Source organism: Chryseobacterium sp. B21-037, from assembly GCF_028570785.1.
In the GTDB taxonomy this organism is placed as follows: domain Bacteria; phylum Bacteroidota; class Bacteroidia; order Flavobacteriales; family Weeksellaceae; genus Chryseobacterium; species Chryseobacterium proteolyticum.
The window spans coordinates 3,711,578-3,730,575 of record NZ_JALGCB010000001.1; the positions used below are offsets into that span (position 1 = coordinate 3,711,578).

General features: G+C 35.8%; 16 protein-coding genes. 1 reads left to right on the forward strand and 15 read right to left on the reverse strand.

What is annotated here, in order from left to right; genetic code table 11:
* Positions 1 to 98: 98 nt before the first annotated feature.
* The 14 genes from MTQ00_RS16630 to MTQ00_RS16695 form a co-directional block, all read right to left on the reverse strand.
* Positions 99 to 2,177, reverse strand: coding sequence for an LTA synthase family protein (locus MTQ00_RS16630; RefSeq protein ID WP_273650356.1), 2,079 nt, complete (start codon positions 2,175 to 2,177; stop codon positions 99 to 101).
* 222 nt (positions 2,178 to 2,399) lie between these two features.
* Complete coding sequence (gene ribH, locus MTQ00_RS16635) at positions 2,400 to 2,918, reverse strand: 6,7-dimethyl-8-ribityllumazine synthase (protein WP_172281994.1); 519 nt, start codon at positions 2,916 to 2,918, stop codon at positions 2,400 to 2,402.
* A gap of 2 nt (positions 2,919 to 2,920) precedes the next feature.
* Positions 2,921 to 3,628: a tetratricopeptide repeat protein gene (locus MTQ00_RS16640; RefSeq protein ID WP_172281996.1), complete on the reverse strand. Its 708-nt coding sequence runs from the start codon at positions 3,626 to 3,628 to the stop codon at positions 2,921 to 2,923.
* Positions 3,629 to 3,741: 113 nt separating this feature from the next.
* Positions 3,742 to 4,785 (reverse strand): SMP-30/gluconolactonase/LRE family protein, encoded by a 1,044-nt coding sequence (locus MTQ00_RS16645; RefSeq protein WP_273650357.1) that lies wholly within the window; start codon positions 4,783 to 4,785, stop codon positions 3,742 to 3,744.
* A gap of 97 nt (positions 4,786 to 4,882) precedes the next feature.
* Entirely contained in the window at positions 4,883 to 5,446 is a 564-nt protein-coding gene (locus MTQ00_RS16650; RefSeq protein ID WP_172282000.1) for a Crp/Fnr family transcriptional regulator, read from the reverse strand.
* Between the two features lie 31 nt (positions 5,447 to 5,477).
* Complete coding sequence (locus MTQ00_RS16655; protein ID WP_273650358.1) at positions 5,478 to 6,014, reverse strand: adenine phosphoribosyltransferase; 537 nt, start codon at positions 6,012 to 6,014, stop codon at positions 5,478 to 5,480.
* Positions 6,015 to 7,208 carry a hypothetical protein gene (locus MTQ00_RS16660; RefSeq protein WP_172282004.1) on the reverse strand — a complete coding sequence of 398 codons (1,194 nt, stop codon included), beginning with the start codon at positions 7,206 to 7,208 and terminating at the stop codon, positions 6,015 to 6,017.
* A gap of 104 nt (positions 7,209 to 7,312) precedes the next feature.
* Positions 7,313 to 8,335, reverse strand: a complete 1,023-nt coding sequence (locus tag MTQ00_RS16665; protein ID WP_273650359.1) for a hypothetical protein — start codon at positions 8,333 to 8,335, stop codon at positions 7,313 to 7,315.
* 143 nt (positions 8,336 to 8,478) lie between these two features.
* Positions 8,479 to 9,810: a quinol:cytochrome C oxidoreductase gene (locus tag MTQ00_RS16670; RefSeq protein WP_172282008.1), complete on the reverse strand. Its 1,332-nt coding sequence runs from the start codon at positions 9,808 to 9,810 to the stop codon at positions 8,479 to 8,481.
* Positions 9,811 to 9,818: 8 nt separating this feature from the next.
* Positions 9,819 to 10,511 (reverse strand): c-type cytochrome, encoded by a 693-nt coding sequence (locus MTQ00_RS16675; protein ID WP_172282010.1) that lies wholly within the window; start codon positions 10,509 to 10,511, stop codon positions 9,819 to 9,821.
* Position 10,512: 1 nt separating this feature from the next.
* Positions 10,513 to 11,034 (reverse strand): DUF3341 domain-containing protein, encoded by a 522-nt coding sequence (locus tag MTQ00_RS16680; RefSeq protein WP_122546000.1) that lies wholly within the window; start codon positions 11,032 to 11,034, stop codon positions 10,513 to 10,515.
* Positions 11,021 to 12,418 (reverse strand): NrfD/PsrC family molybdoenzyme membrane anchor subunit, encoded by a 1,398-nt coding sequence (nrfD, locus tag MTQ00_RS16685; protein ID WP_172282012.1) that lies wholly within the window; start codon positions 12,416 to 12,418, stop codon positions 11,021 to 11,023. The genes MTQ00_RS16680 and nrfD overlap by 14 nt, the downstream gene beginning before the upstream one ends.
* 25 nt (positions 12,419 to 12,443) lie before the next feature.
* The gene (locus MTQ00_RS16690) at positions 12,444 to 15,491 is read right to left on the reverse strand and encodes a TAT-variant-translocated molybdopterin oxidoreductase (RefSeq protein WP_273650360.1); all 3,048 of its coding nucleotides are present in this window, start codon (positions 15,489 to 15,491) and stop codon (positions 12,444 to 12,446) included.
* Positions 15,492 to 15,513: 22 nt separating this feature from the next.
* Positions 15,514 to 16,878 (reverse strand): c-type cytochrome, encoded by a 1,365-nt coding sequence (locus MTQ00_RS16695; RefSeq protein ID WP_172282022.1) that lies wholly within the window; start codon positions 16,876 to 16,878, stop codon positions 15,514 to 15,516.
* Positions 16,879 to 17,063: 185 nt separating this feature from the next.
* Between MTQ00_RS16695 and MTQ00_RS16700 the strand changes: the two genes are divergently transcribed.
* Positions 17,064 to 17,600, forward strand: coding sequence for an SPOR domain-containing protein (locus MTQ00_RS16700; protein ID WP_172282024.1), 537 nt, complete (start codon positions 17,064 to 17,066; stop codon positions 17,598 to 17,600).
* 54 nt (positions 17,601 to 17,654) lie between these two features.
* Here the strand turns inward: MTQ00_RS16700 and MTQ00_RS16705 are convergent, their stop codons facing one another.
* Complete coding sequence (locus MTQ00_RS16705) at positions 17,655 to 18,929, reverse strand: DUF6080 domain-containing protein (RefSeq protein WP_273650361.1); 1,275 nt, start codon at positions 18,927 to 18,929, stop codon at positions 17,655 to 17,657.
* Positions 18,930 to 18,998: the final 69 nt, after the last annotated feature.

The window sequence follows — 18,998 nt, forward strand, 5'->3', positions numbered from 1 at the left end:
TTTTTTGTGTATGTAAATTTAAAGATTTAATGCTGAAAATAAAATAAGAGGACTATAAAATCCTCTTATGTATTTACTATATTGATATCTACAATACATTAGCGATTAAGCTGGTTTGTTTTTAGCCAATATGAAGTCGACTGATAGGCGGAAATTGCATCGTCAACAATTTTTTGATCCGGCTTTTTTAAAGGATTTTCATCATAATAAATGCTAAATTCCGGAGTAAGTTTATCCTTCTTTTGGGAAAGGGAATATTGCTTTATCTTTTTAACAGGAGAAATTACCGTTAAATATCCGTCTTTTACAAAACCCAGATCCTGATAAGTGGCAATATATGCTTTAGGCTGAAATTCTTTTTTGAGAACATCCTGGCCCAGGAACTTCGATTGATAGCTGAAGTTGAGTAATCCCAAAACAGTTGGCATAAGATCTATTTGTGACATAAGCTTATCAAATTTTACAGGCTGGATAAAATCTTCTGAAAAAACCATTGCGGGAATTCTGTATTTGTCCATAGGTAATTCCGTACTTCCTGCACTTGAAGCACAGTGGTCAGCTACAATAACGAAAACGGTGTTTTTGTACCAATCTTGTTTTTTTGCCATCTCGAAAAACTTGCGAAGGGAGTAATCTGTATATTTTACACCTCCTTCTCTTGATTTTGCATCTCCGGGGATATCTATTCTTCCGCCCGGATAAGTGAAAGGTCTGTGATTGGAAACAGTCATCCAATGGTTAAAAAATGGTTTTCCGGATTTTGACTCTGCATTCATTACCTGAATGGCTTTTTTCGCCATATCTTCATCAGCGACTCCCCAAACGTTGGCAAAGGTTATTTCTTCCGGCTTGAAATTATTTCTGTCAACAATTCCGTATCCATTTCCGGCAAAGAAATCCTGCATATTATCAAAATAGCTGTAGCCTCCATACAGGAATTTTACATCATATCCTTTTGATTTAAAGATATTTCCTGTTGTAAATTTGTTTTTATTATTTTCTCTTTTTATGATGCTTTCTCCGGCTGTTGGCGGGATACAAAGGGTTAAGGCTTCGAGGCCCCGAACTGTTCTGTTTCCTGTTGCATACAAATTGGTAAACATCATGGATCGGTCAGCCAGACTATCCAGGAAAGGAGTTATTTTCTGATCATTTCCATAATGCTGCATAAAATCTGCAGATAAGCTTTCGATGGATATAAGAACCACGTTCTTTTTAAGTTCCGGTTGGTCGGATGTAATATTTCTTGTAAGGGCAGGTTCAGGGTATTGGCTTAAAAAATTATGTTCTGCTGTTTTTTGATCTATATGCGGATAAAACTGAAAGTAATCCAATTCATTATGGGTAAATGCCCAGTAAAATTTCGGGAAACCATTGGCTTCGATTTCTTCTGCAAATACATTTGAGGATTTGATTTGGGTTGTGAATGTAAGAGAGAATAAGCTGATTCCGGCAAGTATTATGAAAGACGCTAATAAAACCAGTTTTTGCTTGAAGTCAGGAAGCTCCTTAAGTTCATCTTTGGTCTTTTTAAAGATAAACCATGTAACTGCAGATGTAAGTGCAAAAATAATCAGAAAGAGAGGAAGGACAGGGTAGCTTTCCATTATATTTCCGATCACTTCATTAGTATATATGAGATAATCTACGGCAATAAAATTATATCGTAATCCAAATTCATTATAAAAGAAATATTCACTTACTGCATTAAATATGATGAGCAGTACATATATAAATAATGTGATAAAATAGAGGATATTTCTGATTTTAATCCTTTTGGAAGGAAAAAAAAGCATTAATGCAAAGCAAAGGATCTTTACTCCAATAAAAGCAAGTGTAATTTCTGCTATAGAACCGCCATATTGTTTGAAAATATTATTAGGAATAAAAAGTATGTAGAAAAAAAGGAGCACTAAAGCTCCCAATATGATTTGTCCGTAAGGATTTTTGTATTTTGAATCTGAAAGAAATAAAAAGTAAAGCGCCAGAAATGTACTAGCCAGTATAAACACAAAAACATCATTAGCCACACCAACTACTAAAACTTTAAGGACTTCAAAAAAGCCAAAGCTTGCTGTAGTTATTGGATGGAAAAAAAACACTATCCTAATGATCAGTGATACGATAAGATAAAAGAATCCTAAGTATAAAAATGGTTTTATTTTTTGCGAATACATTCAGATTAGATATATGTTAACTTTTACAAAGATAGTTTTTATGCACAGTTTTTCAAGAGAAAAAATAAAAACAGGTAGTTTGTTGTATTTTTTATAATAAATTAAATTATTCTTAAGTTGAATTCTCTATAAGCTGTAGCCTCAAATTGGTCCCTAAACCTAGGTACAGAAAAAGGGACTATCATTTGATGTCCCTTTATATTCTCTAAGAAAAGAGATATGCTAAGAATGGCCAAAGCCAATGTTCCCTTTTTTATCTGATAAATTCTTTTTGAAATCTATCATTCTTAAGGCTGTAACGGCTGCTTCTACGCCCTTATTTCCCAAATCTCCACCGCTTCGCGCAATCGATTGCTCTTTGGTGTCATCGGTAAGAACACAAAAGATGGTTGGGGTATCTGTTAAAATATTACAATCTTTAATTCCCTGGGCTACCGCAGAAGATACAAAGTCGAAGTGTGGAGTTTCTCCACGGATAATACATCCTATTGCAATCACAGCATCGAATTTTCTTTCTTTGCAAAGCTGCATACTTGCATAATTTAACTCGAAGGCTCCCGGCACCGAAAACAACTTTATATTTTCTGTTTTTACTCCTTCTTTTTCAAGGATTTCTAAAGCTGCATCACGAAGATTGTAAGTTACAAAGTCATTCCACTCAGAAAAAACAATGCCGATAGAAAAATCTTCGGCATTGGTTATATGAAGTGGCTTGTAATCGGAAAGATTAACTGTTGCCATTTTTAATAATATTTAGTCATTTCAATATAAGAATCAGACATTCCGTTATCGTAGTCCTGATATTTCTCGTCAATAGTTGAGAAGTATTTTTTTGCATCTGCATTTTTCTTTAATCCTAATGCAACAATACCTGCTTTTCTTGTAAAGTAGTAAGAAGTATAAGGATCTGAAGATGCTGTTGCTGCCTTGTCTAATAATGCTAAAGCTTCATCATTTTTATTAAGACCGGATTTAGCATCAGCCATGGCACCATACTTCATAGCCATCAATGTTTTATTATCAGAAGAAAACTGATCCAAAAGATCATATGCTTCTTGAAATTTTCCTTCTTTGAATTTTAACAAACCGGCATTATATCCTGCAAGCTTACCGATATCTGTAGAAGAAAAATCATTATAAGTTCCAATAAAACCTGGATTAGCAGCAGATTTACCTCCTAAAGCTTCTTTATCTTTACCTTCGGTAAGGTTTTTCTGAGCGGCAAGGAATGTCTTTACTGCTTCGGCATTTTGAGGAGCAACAACAAATTGCTTATAGGCGAAAAATCCTAAAACTCCTAAAATCAAAGCCCCAAAAACAATACCTAATGGTTTTGAGTACTTTTCAAGGAATCTTTCTGTATTCAAAGCCTCTCTGTCAAGATCTTTAAAAAATTCCACTGTTTCTTTACCTTCTTGCTCTTTCTGAGCATTCTTTGCAAGTTTTGCCATAAATTCTTAAAAATTGAATTGCAAATTTAATTGTTTCTGAATGATTTACAAAATATAAATTATGAATATTAGTTTTTGTGGCCTTAAATGTCAAAAGATTCTGGGCTTTGTTTTTAAAACTTCAATTTAAATATTTTGTAAGTGCTTTTTTTTTCTTTAGGTAAGTGTATTTGAGAAGTTGTAAAGTAGAGATTCCTTTGGTTGTCAAAAGCAAATGAATCAGGCCATTTTATAGCTTCATCTTTTATTATTTCGGTAAAAACACCTTGTTTATTTATTTTACTGATTGCATTTTTCTCTAAACTACTTAGAAAAAGTTCTCCTTTCTTGTTGAATATAATCCCATCATTGGCTCCGGTTTGCGCATACTTTTCCACCTTTGTTCCCAATTCGGTATCAGAAATATTTTTATCTAATAAATATGCAACCGGTATCCTGTAGACATTTTTACCCATCAATGAGCAAAAATATAAATATCCGCTCGGTGCATCAAGTTCTATTCCGTCCGAATGCACCGGGTGTTTCCTTTCGTAACCTTCTATTATAATCTTATCTACTTCGGTTAAGGTAGAGTAATGATTGACAAGAACTCTTCGTACTTCGGTGGTGTTTAGATCGAACATGACAATACCACCGACCTGTGAATCTGTAAAATAAGCAATGTGATTTTTATGGTCTATTCTAAAATCATTTAAGTAAGCTTTGCTTGTTATTTTCTCGGCAGGTAAAAAGTAATTGTGGATGAGGGTATTATTTTTAAGATCAAAGCAAAATAGGCGGGCGCCTTTTGTGGTATCGGTCAAAAGCTCATAGCCTGTATCCAAAACCCAAAGTAAGTCTTTACTATCTACATACATACTTTGAACACAAATAAACTGATTATTGTTTGATGTATTTTCTGTCCAATTGTTCCAATGCGGATTAGGAAAAGGGATGGTCTTCCCGTCAATAATTTCTGCAACAGAAACCGGTGTTTCCGGAGACCATCTTGGGAAATTGACAAAAACACGATTAGTTTTGGAAATGGCAATTCCGGTCCATTGTTGCGGATTTTCAGCAAAGATACTCATCTGAACTTTGCTGGTTGTTTCCTGACTATAAGCCACCACGTTTGTTATAAACAAACATAAGAAAACTATTTTTTTTAATTTGTACATAATAACATCTATTTTTTAGTAAACTTTAATACAAAAATGGATGTATATGGCGAAATGTAAAAGGATGATTCTCACAAATATTTTGTGACGAATCTCACTATTTAGAACCCAGACGACTTAGGGATTCTCTTGAAACTCCAATGTAAGAGGCAATTATTGTTTTCGAAACCCTTTGAAAAAGATCAGGGTATTGTGCAAGGAGAACTTCATAACGCTCCTTTATATTATCGGATAAAAGCGAAATCATTCGTTTTTGAAGAGCAACAAATCCACTGTTGGCTTTTTTTCTGAAAAAATGCTCTACTTTTTGCATTTCTTTACACAGTTTTTCCCGGTTTTCATAAGATAAACAAAGGAGCTCTGTATTTTCGAGGCAGTCTACGTTAAATATGGCTTTTGTATGGGTGAAATAAGCTTGATAATCTGTGATCCACCAATTTTCCATCGCAAACTGTATAATGTGTTCCTTTTCTTTTTCATCAGTATAGGAAGCTTTCAATAATCCTTTTTTCACCCAATATGTGTGATTAACAGAATCGTCTTTTTGAATGAGGAACTGATGTTTTTTTAATTTTTTTATTGTAAAGTGAGAAAGAATGTAAGCAAATTCATCATCAGTCAAATCAATTATTTCTTCGAAATGTGCTCTCAGGTTTTCCATTACAGGTTTTTGATTCTGACAGTATGATATTTTAGTATTCTAATATATGATAGATTTCCGCATTGAATTTACGTAGTTTTTCATCGCCTTTTAAATCTTTCAAAACAGATAAAAAGCTGAACTGGGCTACTGTTGCACTTTGTTTCTCTACCAATTTTGCTGCTGCTTCTGTTGTACCACCTGTTGCAAGCAAATCATCATGGATGAGGACTCGCTGTCCTTTTTTGATCTGACCTTCACGGGTTTCAATCTCTGCACTTCCATATTCCAGATCATATTTTTCAGAAACAATAGGAGGGGGTAGCTTTCCCTTTTTCCTGATCAGGATAAATGGAACTTCAAGGGCTACAGCAATAGCAATCCCAAAAAGATAACCACGGCTTTCAATTCCACAAACAGCATCTATTTTTCCTTTACTGAATTTCACAAGATCTTCAATAACGTCTTCATATAACTTTGGATTTAGAAAAATTGGTGAAATGTCTTTAAACTGTATTCCCGGAATAGGAAAGTCAGGAACATTTTCAATGGTATTTTCCAGTTGCTTAATTAATTCCTTTGAGGCCATTTATGGGTTTATTTTGTAGCTGGAAATTTTCCAGTCACCATTTACATTTTTAAGTCCGAAAGTTACTTTTAGAGAAGTGGTTTTTCCATTCTTATCGGTAACATCATAAGTTGCATTCACACTAGAGCTGTTTGCGTTTGTAGCATTGGTTGTAATGTTTTTTACACTTACATTTTTTACAGATCCAAATCCGGAAGTAGGATTTGAAAATGATTCATAGCTTCCCCAACTTGGATTGTTTGAAGCATCAAAAGCAGCTTTAAGATTTTGCGAACTTACATTATTTAGGAATTTACTTACTGTATTTTTTGGATCTGCAGCAGGTTGTTTAGGAGTTGCCGGAGATGTTGATGCAGACGGATCTGTAGAAACAGGTGCTGTTCCTGTAGGATTATTTGGATCAATTACAGCATTAGGATCCTGATTTACTACTGTAGAATCTGTTTTAGGAGGAGCCGGAACTTTCAAAGCTGAAGGGTTAACTTCAAGTCCTATTTTAGACATTTTGAATGTTTTTGCAGTTGTCTTAACAGACACCGTGATATCTATTTTATTGTCCACAACTTTTGAAGCGAGAAGAGATGAAAACTTTAAATTGAAACCTTTAAAGTTGTTATCAGTCATTAGATTTTTAGCGGTAGAGAGCTTTACTCCATTACTGAAAACTTCCAGGGTTGTTTCTAATCCAGCTCCTGTAAAAGTAACAGGATTACCGGCGTTATCCACAAGCTTTGGGATAATTTGTATAGCAGTGGCTCCGTTTCCATCGTCAGCTGATGGTCTCGTTATAATACTTAATGAATTTGCTTTTACATCATTGGGATCTGTCTCTTTTGCTTTTTCGTCACCGAAGATATTCATTTCTCCTAATGACGGAGGAGCGGTACTTGCCCATTCGATATTATTTTTTTGAGCAACTTCATCTGCCATTGCCATAATTTCAGGAACTTTTTTTCCGTCGATCAACTTACCAAGAGCTTTTACCTCATTGATGTCACCATCAGCATCTACACCAAAGGTTTTAAGGATATAAAGCGCCTCATTAAACTTGATTTGTTTAATGGTAGACAGACTTGAAGCCATGTCATTGATACTTGACTGTAAAGTTTTTGTACTCGTAGCATCTACATGATCTTTCTTGCATGCTGTAAAAAGCAATAAACTAAAAATAAGTAGAAGAGAAAACTTTTTCATTTTAATTGAGTTTGATACAAATTTAGTAAAACCTTTATGAATAGAAATTTTTATTTTTTATTTCTTCTTCATTTTAGCTGATTGTAGTATCAAATCATCCTGTTCTATGGGTTGTATTTGTTAGGCTGTTCTTTTAGATCTCCTTTAAAGAATGAGCTGAAAATGCTTTGCATATTTGGAAATGAGGCGTCCTGCCAAAAAGATATTTTGTAATTGCTGTTATCTTTATCAAATCTTACTTTATTGGTATCGTTATCATTTTCGAAGCTGAATTCGGTTGGATAGAAATTAGAATACACTATGATTTGATTGTAATCTGGCTCACTTTTATGTTTTAATTTAACAAAGGTGCGCTCATTGTATTCTAGAAAATCTCTTAAACCTTTTGATGATCCCTTTTCAAATGTGAGATTAAGGATTGTCCTGATATCATAAAACCGGAATCCAAGAAATGCGAATTCTTTCTCCTGTAAAACACCGCCGGAAATTTCGATCTGGTCTTTCCTGTCTCCTTTTAATTCTTTTATTTCAGTAATTTTTGTTTTATAATCTTCTGGATTTCCCAAGTGCTTAAGCTTAGGAAGATTCAGCGAGTTCCCATAATCCCATGATGAAGTTTGTTTTTTTTCATTTTTAGGATCTTCCAGACGATAGATTCTGTACTGCTGAACATTTGTACTTTTCAGCTTTTTACTTTTATTGTCAAAAATATAGGTAATTATTCCATCCGCATATGCATTAAGCTTATTATTAACCGTAACATAAGAGTTGAAATTTCCTTTGATGAAAATGTATTTAGCCGGTTTATTATTTTTGATCACGACTGTCTCAATTTCCTTTATCCGATCATTGAGTTTTATAATGTCGTGGTCAATTTCTGTGTAGGATAGTGTTGCTACGGAAAAATTGTCGTAAACCAATTGAAATTTTTCCTGAGAGGGATCCAATGCTTTTTTGTCTATTTTACCATCAATATCTGAATAGGCTAGGATGCTTCCATCTTTTCCAAAGACAGATACTTTTGGCAAGGGTCTATTGTCCTTTTCAGAAACAAAAGTTATCGTCTGTGAATGCATGAAACTAAAGATGAGCAGGAATATGATCTGTAATACATAATTTTCCTTCATAATAAAAGCTGTTTAATGGTTTGTATTCATATATAAAGACACCGGATTTTGAAAATAGTTGCCTGATACATCAATTATAATCATAAAAAAAGACTGATTATTTAATAATCAGTCTTTTATAGTTTTTATTTTGTTACAAGTCCTTAGAAAGGATACTCATAAATTTCAGATTCATGTAAGAATGGGTTTCCTGTAGGAATCAATTTAAGTTTAGATAATGCAGTCATTACAGTAAACATAAATAACCCAACAATGAATAGGATAGATCCTAAGATCAGGATGAATACTTCAGGAGTATTCCAGTATGGTCCTACTGTTCCCGGCATTACCATATTGAAGTAATCTAGAATGTGTCCAAGGATTACAACTACTGCCATTGTAGTAACTACTTTATAGTTTCTCTTGATACTGCTGCTTACTAATACCAATAAAGGTAATAAGAAGTTAATGATCAACATTGGAAGGAAAGTAGGTGAGTAGTGTTGGAATCTTCCAAAGAAGTAATTAACCTCTTCCGGTACGTTGGCATACCAGTAAAGCATGAACTGTGCAAACCATGTATATGTCCAAAGCATACTTGTTGCGAAAAGGAATACTCCAAGATCGTGTAAGTGGTTATCATTGAACTGTGGTAAGAAACCGTTCTTCTTAAGGTATACACTGATTAGGATGATTACTGCAATACCACTAGACAGGCAGCTAACCATAGAATACCAGATATACATTGTAGAATACCAGTGAGGGTCAATAGACATCAACCAATCCCAAGCCCATGCAGCTGAACAGAATCCAAAGAATACAATATATCCTACTGCCCATCTGTAAAGCATTTGGTAGTCGATTCTTGATTTAGTTTCATCTACTTTCTTTGAAACAGCTTTTAATTTCCATGCGAAGAATGATGCTCCGATTACATACAAGAACGTTCTGAATGCATAGAAAGGGATATTTAAGAATCTTTTTTTCTCGAATAAGATCACATCAAAGTGCGGAGAATCAGGGTTTGTTAACTCCGGATCCATCCAATGGAAAAGGTGACCATTGTGAGAAATGTTTAATAGCATAAGGATGATCAAAATAGCTCCCCCGTATGGAATATAAGAAGCAATAGCTTCCATTACTCTTGTAATGATAATTGGCCAACCTGCGTGAGCTGCATGCTGAATACAGTAGAAAAATAATACTGCACAACTTACTCCGAAGAAAAATACAGCTACAAAGTGTAGTGATGCCAACGGCTGGTTGTGAACCTGCAATTCTGCGTGTTCCAAATGGGCAGCGTGGTCCTGAGGTCCTACCATTTCACTTGAATGTGTAGGAGCATTGTGACCTGAAGCATGAACAGCTTCCATCATCTGTTCAATTTTCTCTGTGCTGATTCCTTTATTCAAGAAAAAACCAATACCAAATAGAACTAAACCTACAACAAGCAGTATTATAGAAATTGATTTTAATTTTGGTGAAAAAGTATACATTTCTTTTCTTATTTTTTAGTTTCGGTAGTCGTTTCAGTTGCTGGTGCCGCTGCTGTAGCTGTAGCTGCCGCAGGTGCTGCTGCTCCTTTTTTGAAAGCACTCATCACATACATTGCTACTCTCCATCTGTCTCCTGCATTCAATTGTCCTGCATAAGACCCCATCGCATTTCTACCGTTTGTTAATACATAATGAACAGATCCCACAGTAATTTCTCTATCAGCATAGTTAGGTACACCTGAGAAAGCACCGCTTTGTACGATTGGTCCTTGTCCATCACCTCCTGTTCCGTGACATGCCGCACAAGTATGGTCGAACAACATTTTTCCTCTTTCTATATCTTTAGCTGCATTAGCTGGATTTAGAGGAGAAGTCGTCAACTTTTTTGATGCATCATATCCTGCATTATATTCATCTGCATTTTTAGGAAGTAATCCTTCTTCAAAAATTCCGTCTTTATTTTGAGCAACACTCCCTTCTACTGGAGCAAGTCCTGTTGCATAGCTATTTTTAACAAACGCTGGAATTTCATTGTCATGATCTGAATAAGCATCTTTAGCCTTCATCAATGGATCATATGCTACCGGGAAATACATATCCGGGAAATATACCAGAGGTGCATTTTCTTTCGGTCCGCAAGAATTAAGTAAAACTGTTGTTAAACCTAAGATTGCAGTAATTCTTAATACATTCTTTTTCATTTTAAGCGTCTTTAACAGTTATTTCTTCAACTCCAGTCTCAATAAGTAGCTGTTTTACAGATTCTACATCTTCAGTTACAAATTCCATCATGAATTTGTCATCTGTAGTTCTCGGATCCGGATTTTGTGCCGGAGCTCCAGGATACATCTTGTTTCTTACCAAGAAAGTAAGTGACATCATGTGAGCAGCACAGAATACCATTAATTCAAACATCGGAACTACGAATGCCGGCATGTTGTGTCCCCAGTCAAAAGCTGGTTTACCACCGATATTCTGAGGCCAGTCATGATTCATTACATACCAGGTTACAGTTGCACCGATCGTAACACCATAACAAGCATAGATAAAAGCAGCATCAGAAATTCTTGTCTTCTTCAGACCTAAAGCTTTATCTAGTCCGTGAACCGGAAATGGAGTATAAACCTCGTTGATTTTTATTCCTTTATCGTTGAATGCTTTAACGCCGTTCATTAAATCGTCGTCATCAGCATAAAGTCCGTATACAATTTTAGTGGTGCTCATCTCCTTCTTTTGCTTTATAAGTTTCACCTGAGATTTTCAAAATCGATTTTAATTCAGCCTGTGCAATTACAGGGAATGTTCTTGCGTATAATAAGAATAGTACAGAGAAGAATCCGATTGTTCCTAAATATACACCTACGTCAATAATGGTTGGTTTAAACATCGTCCATGAACCTGGCAAGTAATCTCTTGAAAGGTTGATTACGATGATATCGAAACGCTCAAACCACATACCGATGTTGATAATTAGTGCTACAATGAAAGTCCAGATAATGTTCGTTCTTGCTCTTTTGAACCAGAAAGAAGCCGGAATAACAAGGTTACAGATAATTAGTGACCAGAAAGCCCACCAATAAGGACCTGTTGCTGCACCTGGAGAAAGATACGTAAAATCTTCAAATCTTGATCCTGAGTACCATCCTATGAAATATTCAGTTGCGTAAGCTACAGTTACCATACCACCTGTTACCACAATTACGATGTTCATAATTTCAATGTGATACATAGTGATGTAATCTTCAAGGTGACAAACTTTTCTGGCAATTAACAATAGTGTTTGTACCATTGCAAATCCTGAGAAAATCGCACCGGCAACGAAGTACGGAGGATAGATCGTAGAGTGCCATCCTTTAATAACTGAAGTTGCGAAGTCAAAGGATACGGTAGTGTGTACTGAGAATACAAGTGGAGTTGCCAAACCTGCTAAAACCAAAGATAATTCTTCAAATCTTTGCCAGTGTTTTGCTTTACCACCCCAACCGAATGCTAGGAATGTATAGATTTTTCTAGTCCAAGGAGTTTTAGCTCTATCTCTGATCATTGCAAAGTCAGGGATCAATCCCATGAACCAGAAAACTGTAGATACTGAGAAATACGTAGAGATCGCAAATACGTCCCAAAGTAGAGGAGAGTTAAAGTTCCCCCAAAGAGAACCGAATTGGTTTGGAAGAGGGAATACCCAATATCCTACCCAAACTCTACCCATGTGGATTACAGGGAAGATAGCTGCCTGTACAACAGCGAAGATCGTCATCGCTTCAGCTGAACGGTTTACAGACATTCTCCAACGCTGTCTAAATAATAATAATACCGCTGAGATTAGGGTTCCGGCGTGACCAATACCTACCCACCATACGAAGTTGGTGATATCCCAACCCCAGTTAATAGTTCTGTTAAGCCCCCATGCTCCAATACCTGTTCCGATAGTATAAGCGATACACCCGAATCCATAGATGAATAGAACTAGTGCTGCATATAGTGATATCCACCATAATTTACCTGCTCTTTCTTCGATAGGTCGTGCAATATCTTCTGTGATATCGTGATAAGTTTTGTGACCAATAATTAGAGGTTCCCTTATCGGAGCTTCGTAATGTCCTGACATTTTTTACCTATTTATTATTTAAACTTTATTTTTCTACTCTGTTTCTTACTTTAGTGTGATAGAACACATTTGGCTTGGTTCCGATCTCTTCCAGTAAATAATATCTTCTGTTGCTTGAGTATAATTCTCTTACTTCAGATTCTTTATCGTTCATGTCTCCAAACGTCATTGCTCCGGTAGAACAAGCAGCAGCACAAGCAGCAGAGTTTTTGAACTCGTTGTCTGTTACTTTTCTGTTCTCTCTTTTCGCAGTTAAGATTGTAGCCTGAGTCTGCTGGATACACATTGAACATTTCTCCATAACCCCTCTTGTTCTTACCACAACGTCCGGGTTTAGTACCATTCTTCCAAGATCGTTATTCATGTTGAAATCGAAACGATCGTTCAGGTTATATGTAAACCAGTTGAAACGTCTTACTTTATATGGACAGTTGTTTGCACAATATCTTGTACCAATACATCTGTTGTAAGCCATATGGTTTTGACCTTGCTTACCATGAGAAGTAGCCGCTACCGGACATACTGTTTCACATGGAGCGTGGTTACAGTGCTGACACATTACCGGTTGGAAAATCACATCCGGACTTTCATTCGGTTCGATTAGGATGTCATATAGATTAGGAACATTTAATCCTCTTTCAATACCTTCTTTAGTTTCGATCTTTTCTTTAGCAGAATAGTAACGATCGATTCTTAACCAGTACATATCTCTGGACATTCTGATCTCTTCTTTACCTACAACAGGAACGTTGTTTTCTGCCTGGCAAGCAATGATACATGCTCCACAACCAGTACAAGAGTTTAAGTCAATAGATAAATTGAAGTGAGGTCCATCAGTGTCATCGAAAGCGTCCCAAAGGTCTATTTTTCTTGCTGGAAGAGCTCCACTGATCGTGTGGTATTCCAAAGGCTTGTTCCATCCTTTGTGCTCGTCATCAAAAGCGACATTCAGATATTCTGTTAAAGGAACTTCTTTAGCGATTTCATAACGACCCATTAGGGTGTTTTGAAGCTGGATACCAGCAAACTCATGCTCTTCACCTGTTTTTTCTATTTTAGCATTAGAAACAACTAAATTAGAACCGTCAAATAAAGGATAAGCATTTACTCCTGTATCAGCCGTTGCTCCGGAATTCTTTTTACCATATCCAAGTGCTAAACCTACTGATCCGTCTGCCTGACCTGGTTGAATGAATACAGGAACATCTTTTATTACAACTCCGTTTACCGTAAGGTTTACAATAGAACCATCCAACTGCATTCTGGCATTCAGATCATTTTTTATACCTAATCTGTCTGCATCTTTAGGAGAAATAGTTAAGTAGTTATCCCAAGACATTCTTGTTAACGGATCCGGTAATTCTTGTAGCCAAGGGTTGTTAGCCTGAGTACCATCTCCGATAGAAGTCTTAGTATAAAGTACTAATTCAAGATCGGAAGCTTTAAAGTTACCTAATTCAGCAAGTGCCTGAGCAGCATTTCCTCCTGCATAAGATAATGTCGTTGCATTACTGGAAGGAACGATACCGTTATACAAAGCTTTGTTGAAAGAGGTACCTCCTAATATAGAAGAAGCACTAGCTTTTAAGTAATCATAGTAGTTATTGGCAGCATTGTTCTTACCATTTTTCCAAACCAATAATGATTCTTCAATCTGTCTTGATTTGTAAATTTTCTGGATAGTAGGCTGCATTAATGTATAAACTCCTGTCTGAGGCTCCATATCTCCCCAAGACTCTAACCAGTTGGCTACCGGAATAACAGCTTTCGCTGCTTTATACATTTCATTTTTCTTATCTGCAACAGCAATTACGTAAGGAACTTTTGTTAAAGATTTTTTGAAATCTTCTCCTTTTGGATGAGAATAGATAGGATCTACATTGTTTGTAATCAATACTCCAACCTGTCCTGCATTTACCCATCCTAAGAATTCCTGGTATCTTGCTTTATCAAATTCTTTTAAGAAGTTCGCTTTACCGGTGAAGGCAACCGAACCTAATTTTTGGTTAATTAAGTGTGCTAAAACCTGTGCACCTTTAGATCCGTCCGCAAATACGACAGCTTTGCTTCCTTTTGTCTGAAGTTCTTTTACGATCTCAGCAGCAATTTTATCAGAAGCAGCACCCCCACCTACGATTGCATTGTAAACTTCAACTAATGTTTTATTTACTGCACTAGGCTTTAGTCTGTATCTTGAGTCAGCATTTGCACCTGTAAGAGACATGTTGGATTCCACCTGAATGTGTCTCAACATGTTTGCTCCCGGTTTTCTTGCTTCTGCATAAGAAGTTTCTAAACTTGAGGCATTGTAATCTCCTAAGAAATCAGCCTGGAAAGAAACTACTAATTCAGAACCTTTAAGATCGTAAACCGGTAATGCTCTTTGTCCGAATACTTCCTGTGCTGCATCTAATGCTGCGGAGTAAGGGAAAGCATCATAAGTTACAAGTTCTGCTGTAGGATATTTAGCTTTGAATTCAGCGAACAACTTTTTGAAAGTTGGTGAAGCAAAAGACTGAGATAAAAGAACAATCTTTTTGCCTGCTGACTGTGCTTCTGCCAAACCTTTAAAAACAAAATCATCTACTTTATCGAAAGTTTCGTCTTTACCGTCAAGCTTAGGTTGTTTTACTTTATCATTATCATAAAGAGAAAGTACACTTGCCTGAGCTCTTGCATTCGTTTTACCTAATTCTCCTGCAGCCGGGTTTGGATCAATTTTAATAGGTCGTCCTTCACGTGTCTTTACTAAAACACTAGCGAAATCGAAACCATCAAAATATGTTGAAGCGTAGTAGTTAGGAACCCCAGGAATGATATCATGAGGTTTTACCACGTAAGGAATCGTTTTAATTACCGGAGCTTCACAAGCAGCAAGTGTTACTGCTGCAGTAGAAAATCCTAATAATTTTAAGAAATCTCTTCTTGAAGTACTTGATCCGTTCTGTTCAGCATCTCCAAGGAAATCTTCTACCGGAATTTCTTCCTGAAACTCTTTTTGAGCCAGCTTATTATTTAAAGCCGGGTCTTTAAGTTCATGAATACTTCTAAATTGTATTTTGTTTGAAGCCATTTATACTTCTAATTTTTAGTTATTAATAATGACATTTACCACACTCAAGACCTCCAATTGCATCTACAGTAATCTTACCACCATCTTTAGGGTATTGTTTTTTCAACTTGTCATGTAGATTCTTGAAGTATTCTTTATTATAACCGTTGTTCATATCAACCTCAGTAGTTCTGTGACACTCGATACACCATCCCATAGTGAAGTCATTAGCCATCTGAACAACATTCATTGTGTCTATTTTTCCGTGACAAGCTTTACAAACAACATCGATTTTGTTATTCGGATTCTTTTTGTTGAAAGAATTGATGATTGCCTGCTCACCCGCTACAACGTGCTGAGAGTGATTGAAGTACACGAAATCCGGCATGTTGTGGATTCTTGTCCATTCTACTGGTTCAGTTTTTCCTGTATACTGTTGTTTTGCAGGATCCCAACCTGTATGCTGATAAATCTTTTGGATTTCACCGTCATAGAACGCTTTGTCTTTTCCTGGCTCCATATAGTGATCTGCATTGTATTCGGAAATTGTTCTGTGACAGTTCATACAAACGTTCATAGAAGGAATTTCAGAAACTTTACCATATTTAGCACTTGAGTGACATAGCTGACAGTCAATTTTTTGTTCTCCAGCGTGAATTTTGTGAGAGAAGTAGATAGGTTGTTCAGGCTTGTATCCTTTGTAAACACCGATCCACATTAACCAGTTCCAGATTCCATAGGTTGCAAGGATCGCTAAAATAACCAAAGCTCCTTTACCTATATAGTGGTATTTTTTATAGATTTCACTGAATGAACGAACTCTCGTTTCATTAAGCCCTGCTAAGTCTTCTGACTGTCCTAATTTAACTAATTGTCTTAGTTTAAGTAAGATCCATACCAGTAAGGCTGCAATTGCTAAAAGTGAAATGATAACAACGTTTGTTGTTGTTTTGTCGGTTGCTGCAGTTGCGGTAGCATCTGTTGCAGTGGCTGCTCCCGCTTCCGGTTTTTTCTCTTCCGGAGCCGGAGGATTAGTTGTAAAAGCTAAGATGTCATCGATATCCTTCTCTGTAAGATTAGGAAACTGAAGCATCTCAGTTTTATTATATTTTTCAAAAATCTCATTGGCGTATTTGTCTCCAGAAGCTCTCAGAGCTTTGTTGTCCTTGATCCACTTGTGAAGCCAATCTCTGTCTACACCACCCTCTGTCTTTACTCGTTCTACAACTCCTTTCAAAGGAGGTCCTATCACTTGTTTATCCAGAGCGTGACATGCAGTACAATTCGCTTTGAAAAGTTTCTCACCGTTTTTAGGATCGCCGTCTTGCCCGTAAAATGAAGCACTGGTTGATAGCAATAAGCCTATTGCGATCAACGTTTGTTTATAATGCTTTCTCCAACTAATCATTTAAATTATCTTATGTTAGTAAAATATTGAACATTCAATCAATCCCGCAAAAATAATATTTTTAACAGGAATTTAACGGCATATAGAAAGGGGAAAATATCATTTACGTTTAATTTGTATTGATTCTAAATAACTCAGTTTGGTATAATTTTTTAATTTGTATAAATTTGCGCAAACAAGTTTAAATGAAAAATTTAATCAAAATATTGTCGGTACTATCCTTTTTTGGATTTTATGAGATTGAAGCCCAGCAGGTTGTAAAGAAGGATACATTGTCCGGAACCGAACTAGTAATGTCAATGGATCCTAAGGTAAAAGATGCTTTAGAGAGTCTCGAAGACAAATGTTCAAGAGTTGTAACCACTACAACACCCCGGGATAGTAGTGACGAAACTTACACCAGACCTACAAAAATATATGTTCCGAATAGGGAATTGACCAATGCGGAAATCTGTAGAAAAAACCCAAGAATTTTAGGGTATAAAATTCAGATTACAACTGTGAAAAGTAACGATGAAGCGAATGAGATCAAATCGTATTTCAGAAAAAGATTTCCTAATCTAAAGGTGGAAACCGATGCGTCTTTGAGACCTAATTATAAGATTTTAGCAGGAAGTTATTTCACGAAACAAAGTGCTTCTTCAGACCTTTCTAAGATCAGAGAATACTTTAAATCTGCTGTTGCAGTACAGTACAGAATATTTTGTGCAGAGGCTAAATAATATAAGCTATATGATAAAAAAATAAAAGCTGAGAAGAAAATCTTCTCAGCTTTTTTATTGATAATAAGAATCTAAGAACCAGAAAAACTCTGTCATCCTGAGGTAGTTATTAACTCCCAGATAAACCAATAATATTCCCAATGTAAGTGTCAGGAATGAGAGTGCTTTCGGAGAAGACCGATAAGAGTAGAACAACCAGCCTAGAAGTATCGGATAGACAAAAACAAAGTGACCGCCATAGATGTAAGACGTATGTAATCCGAATCTCATAATGCAGTGGATAACAATATCTACAACAAAAGAGATCATTACAACTTGTACCAGTTTATTTTTGAAATTTCTGAAATAACTCCAAAATATAAGACTCAATAAAAGGGCAATAAATAAGTAAGCAACCCACGAAGAATAAACATCCATAATAAGACCTTTGAAATGAAAGCCTTTCATATTATGTTTATCACGAATGATAAAATTGGAAAAAAGAATATTGCCACCAAAAAAATACGAAAGAATCATGTCCCAGGTTGGTGTAGACTTTACATTAGAGAACTTTTCATATTGTTCGTTCGTCTTATTGAAGATATTTTTATATTTAAAGTCTATCCGGTTTAGGTATAGCAGTATAAAGCAAATACAAGTAATTACAACTCTTAGTGCAGCATTTCCAAATTTCTTCCATTTTGTAAACAGGTCTTTTTCGAATAAGACAGGAATGAAAACCTTAAAAATGTTGGTAATAGTAAGTCCTGCCACGGAAACTCCAGCGAAAACAAGAGCCAGACCAGATATTTTCTCTTCTTTTTTTAGTTTAATGGCCGCATAATGGTTATAAAGACAAAGAAGAAAAAATGTATAAGTAAAGTTTTCCGGAGTGAAAGAAAGCAGGATGCTTGTTGAGAAAAGCCCGAAAAAAAGAATAATAATAAGGTTGATCATCAATGGTATTCTGATGATGTTTTTTAAATATTTAAATACTTGTAATATAGCTAGACTTACCGTGGTTATGCTAAACCATGCCAGAACTAACCTAAAGGTAACATCCGTTTTTCCGTTCGAGATTAGAAAAGCAAACTCTCTTATCCAGTTAAAAAAGTAGTAGGATAAAGGATGTCTTTCGAAACTACCACCGGTCATCACAATTGAACGATTGTCAAAACTGAAATAAGCATCCCAGGGTATTCTGTTATCAAAAATGATGGTGTAATTAATGGCAATGTAAGATCCCAGTATTCCATACAGAGAAAGAAAGAAAAGAAAGACCCATAGCTCAGTGAGCGAAGAAGGAAATATGAGTTTAAAAAAATGGATTAGTTTCGTTTTGAAATTCACCTGTTTAAAGTTTTTGCAAAAGTAAAATAAAAAAACTCACCAATTCCGGTGAGTTTTGTTTCTATGTGT